The organism is Bradyrhizobium sp. CCBAU 53338 (genome assembly GCF_015291665.1).
Lineage (GTDB): Bacteria > Pseudomonadota > Alphaproteobacteria > Rhizobiales > Xanthobacteraceae > Bradyrhizobium.
This window is the reverse complement of sequence record NZ_CP030048.1, coordinates 6,303,070-6,318,790: the sequence shown is the minus strand read 5'-3', so window position 1 is coordinate 6,318,790 and position 15,721 is coordinate 6,303,070. Positions and strand designations below refer to the sequence as shown.

Annotated in this window: 21 protein-coding genes; 8 read left to right on the top strand and 13 right to left on the bottom strand. The window is 64.5% G+C overall.

Annotated elements, in window-relative coordinates:
- Positions 1-5 precede the first annotated feature (5 nt).
- Positions 6-851: a prolipoprotein diacylglyceryl transferase gene (gene lgt / locus XH90_RS29635; RefSeq protein ID WP_194477798.1), complete on the bottom strand. Its 846-nt coding sequence runs from the start codon at positions 849-851 to the stop codon at positions 6-8.
- Positions 852-859: 8 nt separating this feature from the next.
- A complete protein-coding gene (locus XH90_RS29630; RefSeq protein ID WP_194477797.1) occupies positions 860-1,594 on the bottom strand; it encodes a dienelactone hydrolase family protein in 735 nt (244 codons plus the stop codon).
- 161 nt (positions 1,595-1,755) lie between these two features.
- Between XH90_RS29630 and XH90_RS29625 the strand changes: the two genes are divergently transcribed.
- The 4 genes from XH90_RS29625 (at position 1,756) to ychF (ending at position 4,699) form a co-directional block, all read left to right on the top strand.
- Positions 1,756-2,007 (top strand): accessory factor UbiK family protein, encoded by a 252-nt coding sequence (locus XH90_RS29625; protein WP_027534243.1) that lies wholly within the window; start codon positions 1,756-1,758, stop codon positions 2,005-2,007.
- Between the two features lie 194 nt (positions 2,008-2,201).
- Positions 2,202-2,930 (top strand): 50S ribosomal protein L25/general stress protein Ctc, encoded by a 729-nt coding sequence (locus XH90_RS29620; RefSeq protein ID WP_194477796.1) that lies wholly within the window; start codon positions 2,202-2,204, stop codon positions 2,928-2,930.
- Between the two features lie 61 nt (positions 2,931-2,991).
- Positions 2,992-3,597, top strand: a complete 606-nt coding sequence (gene pth, locus XH90_RS29615) for an aminoacyl-tRNA hydrolase (protein WP_194477795.1) — start codon at positions 2,992-2,994, stop codon at positions 3,595-3,597.
- Between the two features lie 4 nt (positions 3,598-3,601).
- Positions 3,602-4,699, top strand: a complete 1,098-nt coding sequence (gene ychF / locus XH90_RS29610) for a redox-regulated ATPase YchF (RefSeq protein ID WP_194477794.1) — start codon at positions 3,602-3,604, stop codon at positions 4,697-4,699.
- Between the two features lie 21 nt (positions 4,700-4,720).
- Here the strand turns inward: ychF and XH90_RS39710 are convergent, their stop codons facing one another.
- Both XH90_RS39710 and XH90_RS29600 read right to left on the bottom strand, forming a co-directional pair.
- Positions 4,721-5,281: a DapH/DapD/GlmU-related protein gene (locus XH90_RS39710; protein WP_305853154.1), complete on the bottom strand. Its 561-nt coding sequence runs from the start codon at positions 5,279-5,281 to the stop codon at positions 4,721-4,723.
- Positions 5,282-5,510: 229 nt separating this feature from the next.
- Positions 5,511-5,807 (bottom strand): DUF4282 domain-containing protein, encoded by a 297-nt coding sequence (locus XH90_RS29600; RefSeq protein WP_194477792.1) that lies wholly within the window; start codon positions 5,805-5,807, stop codon positions 5,511-5,513.
- Between the two features lie 160 nt (positions 5,808-5,967).
- On the opposite strand from XH90_RS29600, the gene XH90_RS29595 reads away from it, so the two are divergent.
- The 3 genes from XH90_RS29595 to XH90_RS29585 all read left to right on the top strand — a co-directional run bounded on the left by XH90_RS29595 (position 5,968) and on the right by XH90_RS29585 (position 7,249).
- A complete protein-coding gene (locus XH90_RS29595) occupies positions 5,968-6,420 on the top strand; it encodes a MaoC family dehydratase (RefSeq protein WP_194477791.1) in 453 nt (150 codons plus the stop codon).
- Positions 6,420-6,899: a MaoC family dehydratase gene (locus XH90_RS29590; protein WP_194477790.1), complete on the top strand. Its 480-nt coding sequence runs from the start codon at positions 6,420-6,422 to the stop codon at positions 6,897-6,899. The genes XH90_RS29595 and XH90_RS29590 overlap by 1 nt, the downstream gene beginning before the upstream one ends.
- A 203-nt stretch (positions 6,900-7,102) precedes the next feature.
- Positions 7,103-7,249 (top strand): hypothetical protein, encoded by a 147-nt coding sequence (locus tag XH90_RS29585; protein ID WP_194477789.1) that lies wholly within the window; start codon positions 7,103-7,105, stop codon positions 7,247-7,249.
- A 64-nt stretch (positions 7,250-7,313) separates the two neighbouring features.
- On the opposite strand, the gene XH90_RS29580 is transcribed toward XH90_RS29585, so the two are convergent.
- From XH90_RS29580 to XH90_RS29560, 5 genes are all read right to left on the bottom strand, one after another.
- On the bottom strand, positions 7,314-7,451 hold the full coding sequence (locus XH90_RS29580; protein WP_194477788.1) for a hypothetical protein: 138 nt from the start codon (positions 7,449-7,451) through the stop codon (positions 7,314-7,316).
- A gap of 164 nt (positions 7,452-7,615) precedes the next feature.
- Positions 7,616-8,044, bottom strand: coding sequence for a hypothetical protein (locus tag XH90_RS29575; protein WP_194477787.1), 429 nt, complete (start codon positions 8,042-8,044; stop codon positions 7,616-7,618).
- Between the two features lie 172 nt (positions 8,045-8,216).
- Complete coding sequence (locus XH90_RS29570) at positions 8,217-9,140, bottom strand: hypothetical protein (RefSeq protein ID WP_194477786.1); 924 nt, start codon at positions 9,138-9,140, stop codon at positions 8,217-8,219.
- Between the two features lie 222 nt (positions 9,141-9,362).
- Entirely contained in the window at positions 9,363-9,803 is a 441-nt protein-coding gene (locus XH90_RS29565; RefSeq protein WP_194477785.1) for a nuclear transport factor 2 family protein, read from the bottom strand.
- Between the two features lie 318 nt (positions 9,804-10,121).
- Positions 10,122-10,574, bottom strand: a complete 453-nt coding sequence (locus tag XH90_RS29560; protein ID WP_194477784.1) for a nuclear transport factor 2 family protein — start codon at positions 10,572-10,574, stop codon at positions 10,122-10,124.
- A gap of 186 nt (positions 10,575-10,760) precedes the next feature.
- Between XH90_RS29560 and XH90_RS29555 the strand changes: the two genes are divergently transcribed.
- Positions 10,761-10,994 (top strand): hypothetical protein, encoded by a 234-nt coding sequence (locus tag XH90_RS29555; RefSeq protein ID WP_194477783.1) that lies wholly within the window; start codon positions 10,761-10,763, stop codon positions 10,992-10,994.
- A gap of 228 nt (positions 10,995-11,222) precedes the next feature.
- On the opposite strand, the gene XH90_RS39160 is transcribed toward XH90_RS29555, so the two are convergent.
- The 4 genes from XH90_RS39160 to uvrB all read right to left on the bottom strand — a co-directional run bounded on the left by XH90_RS39160 (position 11,223) and on the right by uvrB (position 15,704).
- Positions 11,223-11,369, bottom strand: coding sequence for a hypothetical protein (locus XH90_RS39160; RefSeq protein ID WP_246755618.1), 147 nt, complete (start codon positions 11,367-11,369; stop codon positions 11,223-11,225).
- Between the two features lie 265 nt (positions 11,370-11,634).
- Positions 11,635-11,808, bottom strand: coding sequence for a hypothetical protein (locus XH90_RS39155; protein ID WP_246755617.1), 174 nt, complete (start codon positions 11,806-11,808; stop codon positions 11,635-11,637).
- A 116-nt stretch (positions 11,809-11,924) separates the two neighbouring features.
- On the bottom strand, positions 11,925-12,692 hold the full coding sequence (locus XH90_RS29540; protein ID WP_194477782.1) for a DpnI domain-containing protein: 768 nt from the start codon (positions 12,690-12,692) through the stop codon (positions 11,925-11,927).
- 42 nt (positions 12,693-12,734) lie between these two features.
- Positions 12,735-15,704, bottom strand: coding sequence for an excinuclease ABC subunit UvrB (gene uvrB / locus XH90_RS29535; RefSeq protein ID WP_194477781.1), 2,970 nt, complete (start codon positions 15,702-15,704; stop codon positions 12,735-12,737).
- Between the last annotated feature and the right edge of the window lie 17 nt (positions 15,705-15,721).

The window sequence follows — 15,721 nt, the reverse complement described above, 5'->3', positions numbered from 1 at the left end:
ACGAATTAACTGACGGCCTCGGTGGGCTTCCGCGCACCGCGCCTGACAGCCCATACAATAAGCGCACCGCCGACGAGTAGCATCGGGATCGACAGCAGCATGCCCATGGTCAATCCCCCCCAGAGGAAGCCGAGCTGAACGTCCGGCTCGCGGAAATGCTCGCCGGCGATGCGGGTCAGGCCATACATCAGGATGAAGGCGCCGAGGATCATGCCGGGGCGCTTCAGGGCGCCGAGGCGGATCATGATCGCGAGCACCGTGAACAGCAGGATGCCCTCCATGCCGGCTTCATAGAGCTGGCTCGGATGACGCGGCAGGTGTGTCGGATCGTTGGGGAAGATCATGGCCCAGGGCAGGCTCGCATCGGTGGCGCGGCCCCATAATTCGCCGTTGATGAAATTGGCGATACGCCCCAGCAGCAGCCCGATTGGAGCGACCGCGGTCGTGATGTCGCCGAGCGACAGGATCGAGATGCCGTTGCGATTGGCAAACCACATCACCGCGACGACGCAGCCGAGGAAGCCGCCGTGGAAGGACATGCCGCCTTCCCACAGCCGGAGAATCGCTGCGGGATGATCGATGAAGAAGGGGAGATTGTAGAACAGCACGTAGCCGGTGCGGCCGCCGAGGATGATGCCGAGCGTGACCCAGAGGATGAAGTCGTCCACCTGCACCAGCGACATCGGTGCGGGGCCGCCCCACAGGCGCTCGTTCTTCAGCAGCGAGCGCGCATAGAGCCAGCCGATGACGATGCCGCCGATATAGGCCAGCGCGTACCAGCGGACCGCGAACGGCCCGATCGCGACCGCGATCGGGTTGAAGGACGGGAAGTCGATGAGCAGAAGGGGCATCGCGCCTGCTATTGATGGAGATTGCGGCGATAGAGCGCCAGCAAGCGCTCCCAATGCCGCTCGGCGGCGTCGCGATCATAGACCGGGCGCTTGGGGAAGGCGAAGCCGTGATGGGTGCCGGGATAGATCTCGACCTCGGCTTTCGCGCCGTTCATGCCCTGCTTGACCTTCTCGATGATCTCGGTCGGCGCATAGATGTCGGTCTCGGCGCAGGCGAAATAGAGCTCGGCTTTGGTCTTGCTGGCTGCGAGATGCGGGCTGTCGGCCTGGTCGGTCGCGAGCTGCGTGCCGTAGACCGAGGCGGCAGCCTTGACGCTGTCGGGGAAATGCGTGGCGGCATTCACGGCGTAGCGGCCGCTCATGCAATAGCCGACGGTGCCGACGATTTTGGTGTTCGCGGCGGTCTGGCCCTCGGCATAGGTGAGCAGCGCGCTTGTGTCGTCCATGATCATGGGAATGGTGAGCGAGCCCATCAGCGCGAACATGCGCTTGCGCTCCGGTGCGTTTGGATCGGCCGGCAGCGCGCCGAGCTCCATGACGCCGGAGCGATAGTAAAGGTTCGGCAGCATCACGTAATAGCCCGAGGTCGCGAGCCGGCGCGCCATGTCGCGCAGCTCTTCGCGGATCGCCGGCGCGTCCATGTAGAACAGGATGACCGGGAACGGTCCGCCGCGCTCGGGATGGACGATGAAGGTGGCGGTGTGGCCGTCCTTGGTGGGAATAGCGATCTGCTGCTCGATCATGTCTTGCGTTCCGCCTTGTGATTCTTGTTATGCAGGGACGTTGAATACGATTGCAAGGAAACCGGGGCATGACAAGGATACCGCCGCGCGGGCCTTGAACCCGCCTTCGCGGATTGCCATTGTCTTTTTGCGCGTTCGCGCAAAGTTTATCGGAGGCCGACATGACCCAGACCACCAACCGGTTTTTCGACGAGATCGGCCGCATGATGAACGACGCCGCCGGCGCGGCCCAGGGCGTCAAGCGCGAGTTCGACACGGTGATGCGGACGCAGGCCGAGAAGTTCCTGCGCGACATGGACCTGGTCAAGCGCGAGGAGTTCGAGGCGGTCAAGGACATGGCCCGCCTCGCCCGCGAGGAGAACGAGGCCCTCAAGGCGCGCATCGCGGCGCTGGAGGCCAAGCTCGGCGGGTAGTTAGTCCGCTCCATCCGGGATACCAGGGGGCTCCCCGGTAATCTGCCGGCCAGCCCATTCTCCTTGTCATTTCCGCATCTTCCGGGTACAAGCCCGCCACGTCCGCGGCCCCCGCACCCCTGGAGGCTTGCTGCGGCGTACGCCATGGGCCGCCTTGCGGCCCATTAACTTTTGCAAAAACAAGGACTTAGACTATGGCGACGACCGTCAAGGAATTGAAGGCGACCGCACGTCCGAAGAGCGGCAAGGGGGCCGCCCGGGCTGAGCGTCGCGCCGGCAGAGTGCCCGGAGTGATCTATGGTAACAACCAGCCCCCGCTGACGATCTCGATTGCAGATCGTGAACTGCGCCAGCGCATCCTCGCCGGCCGGTTCCTGACCACGCTGGTCGACATCGACCTCGATGGCAAGAAGCACCGCGTGATTCCGCGCGACTATCACCTCGATCCGGTCAAGGATTTCCCGATCCACGTCGACTTCATGCGTCTCGGCGAAGGCGCCACCATCCGCATCAGCGTTCCGCTGCATGTCGTGAAGGCGGAAGGCTCGCCCGGCGTGAAGCGCGGCGGGACGGTCAACATCGTGGCCCACGCGATCGAGCTCGAATGCGGTGTCGAGAACATTCCGCAGTACATCGAGGCCGACGTCGGCTCGCTGGAAATCGGTCATTCGCTGCATCTGTCTGACGTCAAGCTGCCGAACGGCGTGAAGGCGCTGACCCGCGCCGACGCGACCCTCGTCACCATCGTGCCGCCGTCCGGCTACGCCGAAGAGCAGAAGGCCGCGGCTGCGGCTGCTGCCGGCGGCGCCGCTCCGGCGGCGGGTGCCGCTGCTCCGGCTGCGGGTGCTGCGGCTCCGGCTGCGGGCGCTGCTGCGCCTGCGGCGGCTGCCAAGGCTCCGGCCGGCGGCGACAAGAAGAAGTAATCTCTCGAGAAGCCGGCGCGCGGTCCCCGGATCGCGTGCCGGCTGAGGGGCGCGCCGCGTCATGCGACTCTTTGTTGGGCTCGGCAATCCCGGCGCGAAATACGCACGTAACCGGCACAATATCGGCTTCATGGCCGTGGACGAGATCGCACGGCGTCATGGTTTCGCACCATGGCGCCGTCGCTTTCAGGGCGAGACCTCGGAAGGCACGCTAGGCACCGAGCGTATAATCCTGCTCAAGCCCACGACCTACATGAACGACTCCGGCCGCAGCGTTCAGGAGGCGGCGGCCTTCTTCAAGATCGCGCCGGGCGATACCACGGTGTTTCACGACGAGCTCGAGCTGCCGCCGGGCAAGGTGCGGGTGAAGATCGGCGGCGGCATCGCCGGCCATAACGGTCTGCGCTCGATATCGGCGCATATCGGCAACGAGTATCGCCGTGTCAGGCTCGGCATCGGTCATCCCGGCGTCAAGGAGATGGTGCACGGCCATGTCCTGTCGGACTTCGCCAAGGCCGACAACGAGTGGGTGACGACGCTCTGCGACGCGGTGGCCGAGCACGCCGCACTGATCGCCAAGGGCACTGACGCGACCTTCGCCAACAGGGTGCATCTTGCGATGCAGGCGAAGGGATTTTTGACCAAGGACGAGAACGGCAAGGAATAGGCTCGTGGGATTCAAATGCGGAATCGTCGGATTGCCCAATGTCGGCAAGTCGACCTTGTTCAACGCGCTGACCGAGACGGCCGCGGCGCAGGCTGCGAACTATCCGTTCTGCACCATCGAGCCGAACGTCGGCGAAGTCGCCGTGCCCGATCCGCGGCTCGACAAGCTCGCGGCGATCGCCAAATCAGCGCAGATCATCCCGACCCGGCTGACCTTCGTCGACATCGCCGGCCTCGTGCGCGGCGCCTCCAAGGGTGAAGGTCTCGGCAACCAGTTCCTCGCCAACATCCGCGAGGTCGACGCCATCGCGCATGTCGTGCGCTGCTTCGAGGATTCCGACATCACCCATGTCGAGGGCAAGATCGCTCCGCTCGCCGACATCGAGACCATCGAGACCGAGCTGATGCTCGCCGATCTCGACAGCCTCGAAAAGCGCGTCGACAACCTCACCAAGAAGGCCAAGGGCAACGACAAGGACGCCAAGGAGCAGCTCGACCTCGTCAACCGCACGCTGGTGCTGCTGCGCGAGGGCAAGCCCGCGCGCCTCGTCGAGCGCAAGGCCGAAGAAGAGCGCGCCTTCGGCATGCTCGGCCTGCTGTCGTCCAAGCCCGTGCTCTACGTTTGCAACGTCGAGGAGGGCTCCGCCGCCACGGGCAATGCGTTTTCGAAGGCCGTGCAGGAACAGGCCGCCAAGGAAGGCGCGGTCGCCGTCGTGATCTCCGCCAAGATCGAATCCGAGATTGCGACGATCTCGCGCGAGGAGCGGGCCGACTTCCTGGAGACGCTGGGTCTGGAAGAGGCCGGCCTCGATCGCCTGATCCGCGCCGGCTACACGCTGCTCGACCTCATCACCTATTTCACGGTGGGCCCGAAGGAAGCGCGCGCCTGGACCATCCATCGCGGCACCAAGGCGCCGGGCGCGGCCGGCGTGATCCACACCGATTTCGAGAAGGGTTTCATCCGCGCCGAGACGATTGCCTATCAGGACTACGTCGCGTTCAACGGCGAAGCCGGCGCGCGTGATGCCGGCAAGCTGCGGCTCGAAGGCAAGGAATACGTCGTCGCCGACGGCGACGTCATGCATTTCCGCTTCAATACGTAAGGCCGCAACGACGGCGCCTGCCTATTCGTCGTCGCCGAACTGCTTGACGACAGCCGCCGGATTCCCGGCGACGACCACGCGCGGGGCGACGTCCTCACGCACGACCGCTCCGGCGCCCACGACCGAGTGGTCGCCGATCGTCACTCCCTTGAGCACGATCGAGCGTGCGCCCACCCACACGTTGTCCCCGATGTGCACCGGCGCGACGGCCCGAGCAACCGCAGGCTCGTGCCGAAGCCGCGGGGGAAGGTTGTGAAAGTCCGTGTCGACGATGTCGCAGTCGCTGATCAGGCAGAACGATCCGATGTCGACCTTCTGCTCGCAGCCGATCCAGCAGCCGTTGAGCAAGGTGTCATTGCCGACCGTCACCTGGCCACGCCCGGTGATCAGCACGCGCTTGCCGATCCGGCAGCTCTCACCGATCGACACCCGGACCCCGGGACCGAGCACCAGCCGACCCTTGAACACGATCCCGGGTCCGAGCTGGAGCCGGCGCCCGTACCGCAGCGTCAGCCAGGCGCGCCGACAGGCGAAGAACAGGCGCGCACCGGCCCGCAGCACCGGATTCTCGATCTTGCGCACCACATTCGCTCCTGACCCTCGCGGCGCCCCGCGCCTCTGCTGCCGAGCCTCGCATTCGTGCGTAAATACGCGGTGAAGAACGACGTCGCGCCTGATACGCCTATCTCGGTGGCAGGCCGCCATGCCGGCGAGCTGCGCCTCGAAGGCAAGGAACATGGCGTCGCCGGCGGGCGACGTGATGCATTCCGGTTTAATGTGGAAGAGGCGTCGACGGCACCTGTGCGTGCCGTCACTGCATCCCGCCACCCTGATCCCTGATGGCGCCGAGATGCTCGTTGATGCGGAACACGATCAGGATCAATTCCGCGGCGATGCGCGAGAACACCACGCCGACGACGACGCCCGCGATCGATTCCAGCACGACGAGGAAGCCGGCGAACGGGCTGATCGCCATCGCGGTGAGGCCGGCGAAAATTCCGGAGAGGCCGAACAGGCAGATCACGCCGATCACCAGCCAGTAGAAGGTCTTGATGATCGTCGGCGTGATGAAGCGGTCCCACTGAAACAGATCGCTGAATGAAAACATCTCTCTCCCCCGGGCAGATCGCGCCCCGGCCGCGCCATCAGAACAATGAGGCAGGTCCGGCCCGACTCGTCGAATGTAGCACGAGCCATGCGGACCGGCGGGTTGAGATTGCCGCAAAGTGCGGCCACAATCTGTCCTTCCCGCAAAGCTTTTCCTAAAGATGACCCTGACCTTCGAAGATTTCCCGACCGGCCGCTACGGAACGTTCGGCCCGCGCCATGTGACCCGCGACGAGATCCTGGCCTTCGCCGCCGAGTTCGATCCGCAGCCGATGCATCTGGACGAGGAGGCCGCCTCCAGGAGCATGCTGCGCGGCCTGTCCGGCTCAGGCTGGCACCTCTGCTCGCTGATGATGCGGATGATGGCCGACGGTTTCATTACCCGCGCCGCCTCGCTGGGATCGCCCGGGGTCGACGAGGTGCGCTGGCTGTCACCGCTACGGCCGGGCGACGATCTGATGCTCGATGTCGATGTGATCGAAGCGCGCACCTCGAAGAGCAGGCCGAACCTCGGCATCGTCAAGTTCAAGTGCACCGTGCGCAACGCCAGGGGCGAAGCGCTCTGCGAGATGACCTCGCCGATCCTGATCGAGCGGCGGGCGGGAGCGGTCTGATGCGGTTCTTCGAGGAGATCGAGGTTGGCCATCGCCGCGACATCGGCACCTATGCGTTCACCGCGGAGTCCATCAGGACTTTTGCGGCGAAGTTCGATCCGCAGCGTTTTCACCTCGACGAGGAGGAGGGCAAGAACTCCCTGTTCGGCGGGTTGGCTGCCTCCGGCTGGCATGTCGGCTCGGCCTGCATGAGCCTGCTTGTCGCCGATGGCCAGCGCCTGGCGCGTGAAGCCACCGCGCGCGGCGAGGAGATCGCGGTGTGGGGGCCGTCACCGGGCTTTCGCGACCTGCGCTGGATCAAGCCGGTGCTCGCCGGCGACATCATCAGCTATTCCAACGTCGTCATCGACAAGCGCAGCTCCGCCTCGCGTCCGGGCTGGGGCATCCTGACCGCGCGCACCACCGGCACCAACCAGCGCGGCGAGGAGGTTTATTCCATCACCGCCAGCGCCTTCGTGCCGATGCGGAATGGCAGTTAGACCGGTTCCAAAATGAACGGCTGAAATGAGCGCGCAAGTGTTGCCCGCGCGCTATGGACGCGATTCGGGGTGGCTGCCATAAGCCTCCGCAAGATGGCTGGCGCCTCGCGAAGCAGGCTGCCGGAACCATCGAGTTGCTAACCAATTATGAACCTGTCGCTGTCTATTTGAACGAACTGGGCAGAGTACAGGGGACGAGCACTATGGCAGACCGCGGCGCACTGAAATTGGTCGGATTTATCTTCGCTACCGCGACGCTGGCCGTGATGCTGGTTGCCGGCATGGTGGTGAAGGGCTACGCCGACGGCGCCTACACCCTGGAAGCCTCGACGGTCGAGGCGAGCCGTTAAGGCTCGTTAACTCCGCGGGGCCACGAAGTGGCCTCCGCACGGGGCCGCGACGCGGCACCCACCCTCAGCGGCTATAGACGAGCGCCAGGATCGCGATCGCAACCGCCAGCAGCCCGACAAAACGCATCATGATGGTCCCGAACTGGTTCGGCGCGGGCCGCAGCGGTATCGGGTCCGTGTTGTCGGGCCGAATGCTTTCCATTTGAAAGAGTCCCCAGGCCCAGCCGTCAGTGGCACGGGCGCCAGGCATTGGTCGCCGGGGATGGGCGGAGGGTTCAAGATTGAGCCCGATCTCCACCCCGGAATCAAAAACCGCCGCGCCCCTTTCGGAACGCGGCGGCTGGTGGTGATGCCTGGTTCGCTCGATCAGCTGTTGCGCAGGCCGTCGGCGGCGCGCTTCCACTGGGCGACGTTGTCGGCGATCATGCGGGTCGACTTCATCGCGGCCTGGCTGAGCTGGGCGTAGCCCGAGATCTCGCGCTGGACGCGCTGGCCTTCGGCATGGAGCAGGTCGCGCAGGCTCTCGAGCTCGGAGATCAGATTCTCGATCTCGGCGAGCGAGGTGCCGGCGACGCGCTGGATCAGCGAGTTGACGTTGGTGACGGTGGCTTCCGCGCTCGGATCGAGCGGCGGCGCGTCGGTGGCGGTCGTGGCGGCGGCCGGCCGGCGCAGATAGGCGATGTCGTTGCGGACGAAATCGCGGATGCCGGCTTCGACTTCCGTCACGGCGGCGAGATTGCTGTCGACGGTTTCGGTCTCGGTTGCTTCAACCTTTTCCGGACGGATGGCGTTCATCGTTATTCCCCTGTTCGCGTTGAGCGCGGCGCGAGTGTCCCCCGCACGACGATGTGTGTCAGGCCGGTGCATCTGGGCGTCCGATTTTGACCGCAACAGGGCCGAGATGCGGCAAGGGCGGACCATTCGGGGGCCTTGCCGTGGCGTATGGTTAGGGAAGTCTGAAGACGGCTCACCAGGTCTTCTTGAAGCCGGCCGTCACGCTCTTGTTGACCGCGCCTTGCGAGGTTTCGCCGACCGAGCCGGAGACGGTGACGTTGTCGAACAGCTTCTGCTCGGCGCCGACCTTGCGCAGCCACCTGTCGTCGCTGGTCGACATGGTCTGGCCGGCGATGATGCTGGTGCCGGTATCGGTGATCGTGACCTTGGCGGACTGGTCGGTCTCGTAGTTGCGGGTGATGTGGCCGCCGACGCCGGGCAGCGCCGTGGTGCCTTGCTGGTTGACGCTGTAGCCGTTCTGGAGCGTCAGCGAATAATCGCTCGACAGCGGCACCGACTTGGTCAGCAACGCGCCGAGCTTGCTCTGCTCACTGCCGGGATCGACGCGGGCTTCCACCGCGGTCTTGTCCCAGATCGCGCCCGCGCCCGGCGCGGTGGCGGCGGCCCAGGCGCTGCCGGAGGATTGCGGCAGGCTGCCGCCATTCTCGGCCTTCAGCGCCAGCAGCTCCGACATCGTGGTCGGCTCCTTCGTCACCGTCATGTCGGCGCCGACGCGGGTGTCCCAGAACGAGGACACCGACTGCTTCACCGTCACGGCCGAGGAGCCGTTGATGTTGGCGTTGGACGACCAGTTCATGCCGTTGTTGGCGGCGGCCTGCGCCCGCTTCTTGGCGGTGATGATGTCGTTGAGCGTGCCGGCGTCGATGGCGAGCTGGCTCCAGTCGAGCTTGTCGACGTCGATGCCTTTGAGCACGTCGGCGTCGTTGGCATCGGGGGTCGTCTCGGCGACCTCGGCTTCCTCGTCGTCGGGCGCGGTCGCGCCGGGAGGCGGGGAGAAGGGCGGAATGATCTGCGCCTGGGCCGTCAGCACCGAGCCGAAAATGAACGCGGCCGCCAACGGCAGCCTGCTCCAGCCGAAACCTGTCGTGAATTCCATTGCCTTGCCCGCAAGCCCAGATCGCGCGGAGGATGCGGCGCTATCGTTGCGAAATTGTGGCGCTGCCCACACCCGGAATGACGAACCAACGGGCCGCGCGCAGATCGCGCGCGCCCCGACGACGAGCATCTCCACGACAGTGTCCGGCGGGGCTGGAGGCCAGTACGCGTCGCGGGAGCATCAATCGTCGGTCCCGCATTGCGGAGCCCGTTGGTGTCCCCCTCAGCCGACGCTGGTCATCTTTGGCAGATGAATGGCGCGGCCGAGTGCCTGCTCGACCAGATCGAACGTGTCGACGAGCACGCGCATGCTGATCAGCCTGTCAGCCCTGAACTGGGCGAACTGCGCGACGCGCAGGCTGATCGGCTTGTCGGAATCCAGCGCCGTCAGCGAATAGCGCAGCATCGAGGAGGCGGAATCGACGCCCAGCATGATGCTCTCGCGGTCGAAGCGGCGGACGCGGAAATTGTCGGCGAGCTGGCGGATGACCTGGAGCACGGCCGCCTTGCCCTGGCGCGCGCCCAGGAACGGAAACATGTCGATCGGGCCGTAGATCGCCCACTCGACGTCCTCGTCGATCAGGGCCTCGATGTCCTCGAAATGCCGGTCGTTGATCGCGCGGTGCAACGCGCGCGAGAAACGCCAGAGGCTGTGCTCTGTCATTTGGGCCGTCCTGACGCTGGCTTGCAGAAAAACGGAAAACAACCCCATGCACCGTAGGGTGCCCCGGGGCCGGTCAACTCATTTGTGTACGAACAAATACGGCATTTCGGCCAAAACGCAATTCACGTTTTTGCAATGCACAAGTGAGCGCAAAGTGTGAGATTTGCAATAGAACCCCGTAATTTACCGGTCCCGGCCGGGGGCCGGTTCCACGTGGGGCGCCCCACGGATGGGTGTGGGGAGAGGCGAGACAAGCCGGGGCGCGCCAGTACTCGATGTCGTCCCGGCTTTCGCCGGCTTTCGTCAGGACGACAGGGTCTACCCTTCGTCGACGCCCGCCCCCGCGATCAGCGGCCCGATCTCCCGCTCCAGCACCTGCTGCACCAGATCGTAGGAATCGATGATCTCGCGGATCTGCGCGACCTGCCCGTTCCGGAAGGTGTAGAACACGGCCATGTCGAACTGCACGATGCGGCCGCTGCTGCGCTTGGTGAAATAGCCGTGCAGATAGGTCGCGACGTCGTCGCCGTCGGCGACGATTTGCGGCGCCTTGTAGCGGATGTCCTGATAGCGCGACCACACCGTCTGCCAGAGCTCGCGCAGCTCGGCCTTGCCGTGACGCGGGCCCATATGCGGCAGCACGTCGATCGGGGCGTGGGTGAGGAAGTCGACGTCGTCCGTGCAGCACGACAGCGCCGCCTCGATGTCGCCGCGCGCGAACGCGTCGAGCAGGTGCAGTACGCGTTGCTTGTTCAACGATTCAACCGTCATGCTGCTCCCGCCCGCGTTGGCCGTGGACCGCGAACGCTATCGCGCGGCGCGCGGGTGCATCAATCCGCAAAAACACAGGGGACTTCAGCGCTTGGTCGCACTTCGACGGACGGCGGTTCACACAAGCGGGGAACCCGGCCCGCTCCTCGCTCGTTGAAACGCCGACACCGCAGGAGACATCAACCCATGAAATCCCCGCTTCTCGCCGTCGCCGCCGCGCTGCTCATGCTGGGCGCGACCTCCGCCGCCAATGCCAAGGGCTGCATCAAGGGCGCCATCGTCGGCGGCGTCGCCGGCCGTTACGCCGGCCACCACGGCATGCTCGGCGCCGCCGCCGGCTGCCTCTACGGCCGCCATCACGCCAAAGAGCAGGAAAAGCAGCAGCAACAGAGCCAGGTGAACGGTCAGGGCAAGCTGTAGGCGTCTCCCGTCATTCCGGGGCGCGCCACTTGGCGCGAGCCCGGAATCCATTGCACCGCAGTTCCGGTGGCCGATTAAGGCGCGTGAGCCATCTCACATCTCCCCTTTGATACCGCGGATACCATCATCCGCGTGTCATCAGGGAGGCGTGCCATGGCCGTCACCGCCGCCGCGAAAAAAGTCTCGCCCACGCAACGCGCTCGAAGGCTTTGCGCTGACCATGACCCTCTAGAGTTTTCCGACCTTCGCCGCCGCCGCGCTGCTGCTTAAGCTCTGCGGCAACCACGATCTCGTCGGCGACCCTGGCGTCGCCATCTTCGTCGTCTTCGCCTCGCTGATCCACGCGACCATTGCGGTCACGATCGGGTCGAGCATCCCGGCGCTCTACAATACGCTCCACGAACCAACCTTTTTCGACGGCACACGGTCGCTCCAAGACAAGATCATGGAATGGCGCACTCATCCGGCCGCCTCGCTGCAGCTGGTTGCGATCGTGCTGATGCTGTCGGTGATGGCCGTGGTGACGGCGAGCATGGGGTGAGGGGCGGAGGAAATCTCTCCATCGTCATTCCGGGGCGCCGCAAAGCGGCGAGCCCGGAATCCATAACCACTAAGGCAAGAAGGATTAGATAGTCGAATGTCAATTCGGCTGGTGTGAGCGCAGGAATTCCTTCGCCGCATCACGCGTCGCGAAGCGGCCAAGCTCCTCGTAGTCCGGGTCGTCCTCCGCATTTTCGGACGAGCGCAATACAACGAATTTTTTGTTTTCCTCCACAATGAGCTCAGTCAAATCTTCGCTGTTGAACGGCGTCATGTCGCTGAACCCGCAGTGCGGGCACTCGTCGTCGCAGGTGCATGACCATTCGTCGGTCCATATCTTCCTGCACCGGCCGCATCGGTAGAAATTCAGGAACCAGGCCAGATCGAACCTCACGATTTCAAACGGTAACTGCCGCGAGAAACGAACTCGATAAATCCTCGATCTCGCAGATACTGAAGCTGCTGACGTATCTTTGGTCTGATATTCTGGTTGTCGGGATAGAGATCGCCGAGATGCCGATCGAAAGCATAGGCTTCTTCTAGCGTGAACTCACGCTTGCCCAATGATTCCACGCATTTCAGTACATCGAGCAACCAGCCCCGCGCCTCCAAAGACTTGCTGCGCAGAAAAAGCGTCTTCTGCCATTCTTCAAGTACCTGTTCTTTCGGTCGAACCACGCCGCTCTGCACTACATGGATCTTGCCGGACTCCGGCACCTTGCTGAGCAGGATGTTGGAGCCGATCCAGCCGGCGCGCCGCGCCGTCATTGCTAGGGGCTTACGCTTCTCGATAATCTCAGGAACGAAAAAGTGCTTCGGTACGATAAAAAGATTCACGACCGCAAGCGAGGTTCGGTCGTAGTTCATCAAGAGGAGATTAGGGTTGTTGCTCGCAGCAAGTCGTTCGCACTTCGTCTTGTAGGCGCCATCCGAGACTTTCGCTCCGAATTTCCCCTTTTGGCTTTTGAGCTCGAACTCCTCTTTGCAGGTAGCACAAAGGAAATCGGCAACCGGGCTGTTGTTCGGAAACTGTGACATTTTAGCGTTGCCGCAATGCGGACAGTACGCCCACGCCTTGACCCAAGCCTCGGTCCACGCGCGGGCACTTTGTGAGCCGCTGGTGTAGGAAAGTTGGGACTCTTCAAAGCCAAGTTTCATGAGCCCAGCGTAAAGAAACCCGCTCGAATTGCCAGCGACAACCTACCTCTTCTTCCACCCGCCCCGCCGTCCCGGCATCCCACCGGTCGACTTCTGCGCGGGCCCGAACTCCTGGCCTGACTGCCTTGAATCCGTCGGCTGGATGATCCGGCTCGTGCTGCCGAACGGCTTTGAGGGCAGGCTAGGGCTCTCGCGATAGGGCAGGGATTCCGGCCCGTGCATCTCGTCGAGATGCGGCTTGTGAACCTTCGAGCCGTTGCCGCCGCCGCTGGCCTTCAGCGCGGAGCTCACGGTCTTCTTCTTCATGGCGCTGACCGGCAGGTTGGCGGCGTCGCCGTATTTCCTGGTGCCGGCATAGGCGCCGGCCTTGCCCGCGACGGTGCGCTGCTTGGCGGTGGGGTCGTCGACCACGGCAAGCTCGGTGGCGCGCAGGCGCTTGACCTCGTCGCGCAGGCGCGCGGCTTCCTCGAAGTTCAGGTCCGCTGCGGCCTCGCGCATCCGCGTTTCCAGATCGGCGAGCACGGCTTCGAAATTGTGGCCGATCGAGATGACGTCATCGGTCATGTCGTGACCGCCGACCTCGACCAGCACGTGGTCGCGCTCGTAGACGGAGTTGAGGATGTCGCCGATGTTCTTCTTCACGCTCGCCGGCGTGATGCCGTTGGCGGTGTTGTACTCGACCTGCTTCTCGCGGCGCCGGTTAGTTTCGGCGATGGCGCGCTCCATCGAGCCGGTCATCTGGTCGGCATAGAGGATCACCTTGCCGTCGACGTTGCGCGCGGCGCGGCCGATGGTCTGGATCAGCGAGGTCTCGCTGCGCAGGAAGCCTTCCTTGTCGGCGTCCAGAATTGCGACGAGCGCGCATTCGGGAATATCGAGCCCCTCGCGCAAAAGGTTGATGCCGACCAGCGCGTCGAAGGCGCCGAGGCGCAAGTCGCGGATGATCTCGATGCGCTCGATGGTGTCGATGTCGGAGTGCATGTAGCGGACGCGGATACCCTGCTCATGCAGATATTCGGTGAGGTCCTCGGCCATGCGCTTGGTCAGAACAGTGATCAACGAGCGATAACCAGCCTGCGCGGTGGCGCGGACCTCGCCGACGAGATCGTCGACCTGGGTGCGGGCCGGCCTGATATCGACGGGCGGATCGATCAGCCCTGTCGGCCTGATGACCTGCTCGACGAACACGCCGCCGCTTTCGTTCAGCTCCCAGCCGCTCGGCGTCGCCGACACCGCGACGGTCTGCGGCCGCATCATGTCCCACTCCTCGAACCGCAGCGGGCGGTTGTCCATGCAGGACGGCAGACGGAAGCCATATTCCGCGAGGGTCGCCTTGCGTCGAAAATCGCCGCGGAACATGGCGCCGATCTGCGGGATGGTGACGTGGCTTTCGTCGGCGAAGATCAGCGCGTTGTCGGGGACGTATTCGAACAGCGTCGGCGGCGGCTCGCCGGGCCGGCGGCCGGTGAGGTAGCGCGAATAGTTCTCGATGCCGGCGCAGCTTCCCGTCGCCTCCATCATCTCGAGGTCGAAGGTGGTGCGCTGCTCCAGCCGCTGCGCTTCGAGCAGGCGGCCCTGGTTGTTGAGCTGGTCGAGCCGCTGCTTCAATTCCGATTTGATCGACTTGATCGCCTGCACCAGCGTCGGGCGCGGCGTCACATAGTGCGAATTGGCGTACATTTTGATGAATTCGAGCTCGTCCTGCTTGTGGCCGGTGAGCGGATCGAACTCCTCGATGTTCTCGATGGTGTCGCCGAACAAATTCACGCGCCAGGCGCGATCCTCATAGTGCGCCGGGAAGATGTCGATGACGTCGCCACGGACACGGAAGGTGCCGCGGGTGAAATCGGCCTGGGTGCGCTTGTACTGGAGCGCGACGAGGTCGGCGATCAGCTGGCGCTGGTCGATGCGCTCGCCCTTCTTCAGGGCAAAGGTCATCGCGGTGTAGGTCTCGACCGAGCCGATACCGTAGATGCAGGACACCGAGGCGACGATGATGACGTCGTCGCGTTCGAGCAGCGCGCGCGTCGCCGAGTGGCGCATGCGGTCGATCTGCTCGTTGATCGAGGAATCCTTTTCGATGTAGGTGTCGGTGCGCGGGACGTAGGCTTCCGGCTGGTAGTAGTCGTAGTACGAGACGAAGTACTCGACGGCATTGTCCGGAAAGAAGTTCTTGAATTCGCCATAGAGCTGGGCGGCCAGCGTCTTGTTCGGCGCCAGGATCAGCGCGGGGCGCTGCGTCGCCTCGATCACCTTGGCCATGGTGTAGGTCTTGCCGGAGCCGGTGACGCCGAGCAGCACCTGTGAGCGATCGTTGCGGTCGATGCCCTCGACCAGCTCCTTGATCGCGGTCGGCTGGTCGCCGCGCGGCTGGTATTCCGACTTGATCTCGAAGCGCACGCCGCCTTCGGACTTTTCCGGGCGGGGCGGGCGGTGCGGCGTCCATACCTTCATGGAGCCGTCGTCCTTGCGGAACTCGGGCCGCCCCTCGCGGATCAGCGATTCCAGCGCGTCGGCCGTGGCCTTGACGCCGAGCGCCTCCATCTTGGAGCGCGGCGGACGCGCCAGCGCCTCGGCGTCGTCCTCCTCGGTGGGCAGGCCGAGCTGCCGCGCCAGTTCCGGATCGAGCGTCGGGATCGTGGCGGCGGTGCCGTAGTTGGCCTGCGGGGCCTCGTCGAAACCTTCGGCCGAGCTGCGTGCCCCTACCGGCTGTGGATTGGGCCGCAGCGGCATCGGCCGCGTCGTATCCTGCGGAAACTGCTTTTGAAGGTCTTTGGGCGTCGATGCGCGCGCTCGATGCGCGGCGGCCTCGCCGCCGGCGCGGCGGTCGCGCGAATTGTCCGGCGGCGGCTGCAACCCGGTGCCCGATCCCAGCCCGGCATCGCCGCGATTGATCGCGGGATTCAGCAATTCGGCCAGCGCCGGTCCGATCGGCTGCACGTCAGGCCGATGTGCCTTCGAATTCGGTGTCCTGGTTTTGGGGGATTTTGGGGGAGCAGGTTTCTTCGCCATGGGGCGAATATGGGACG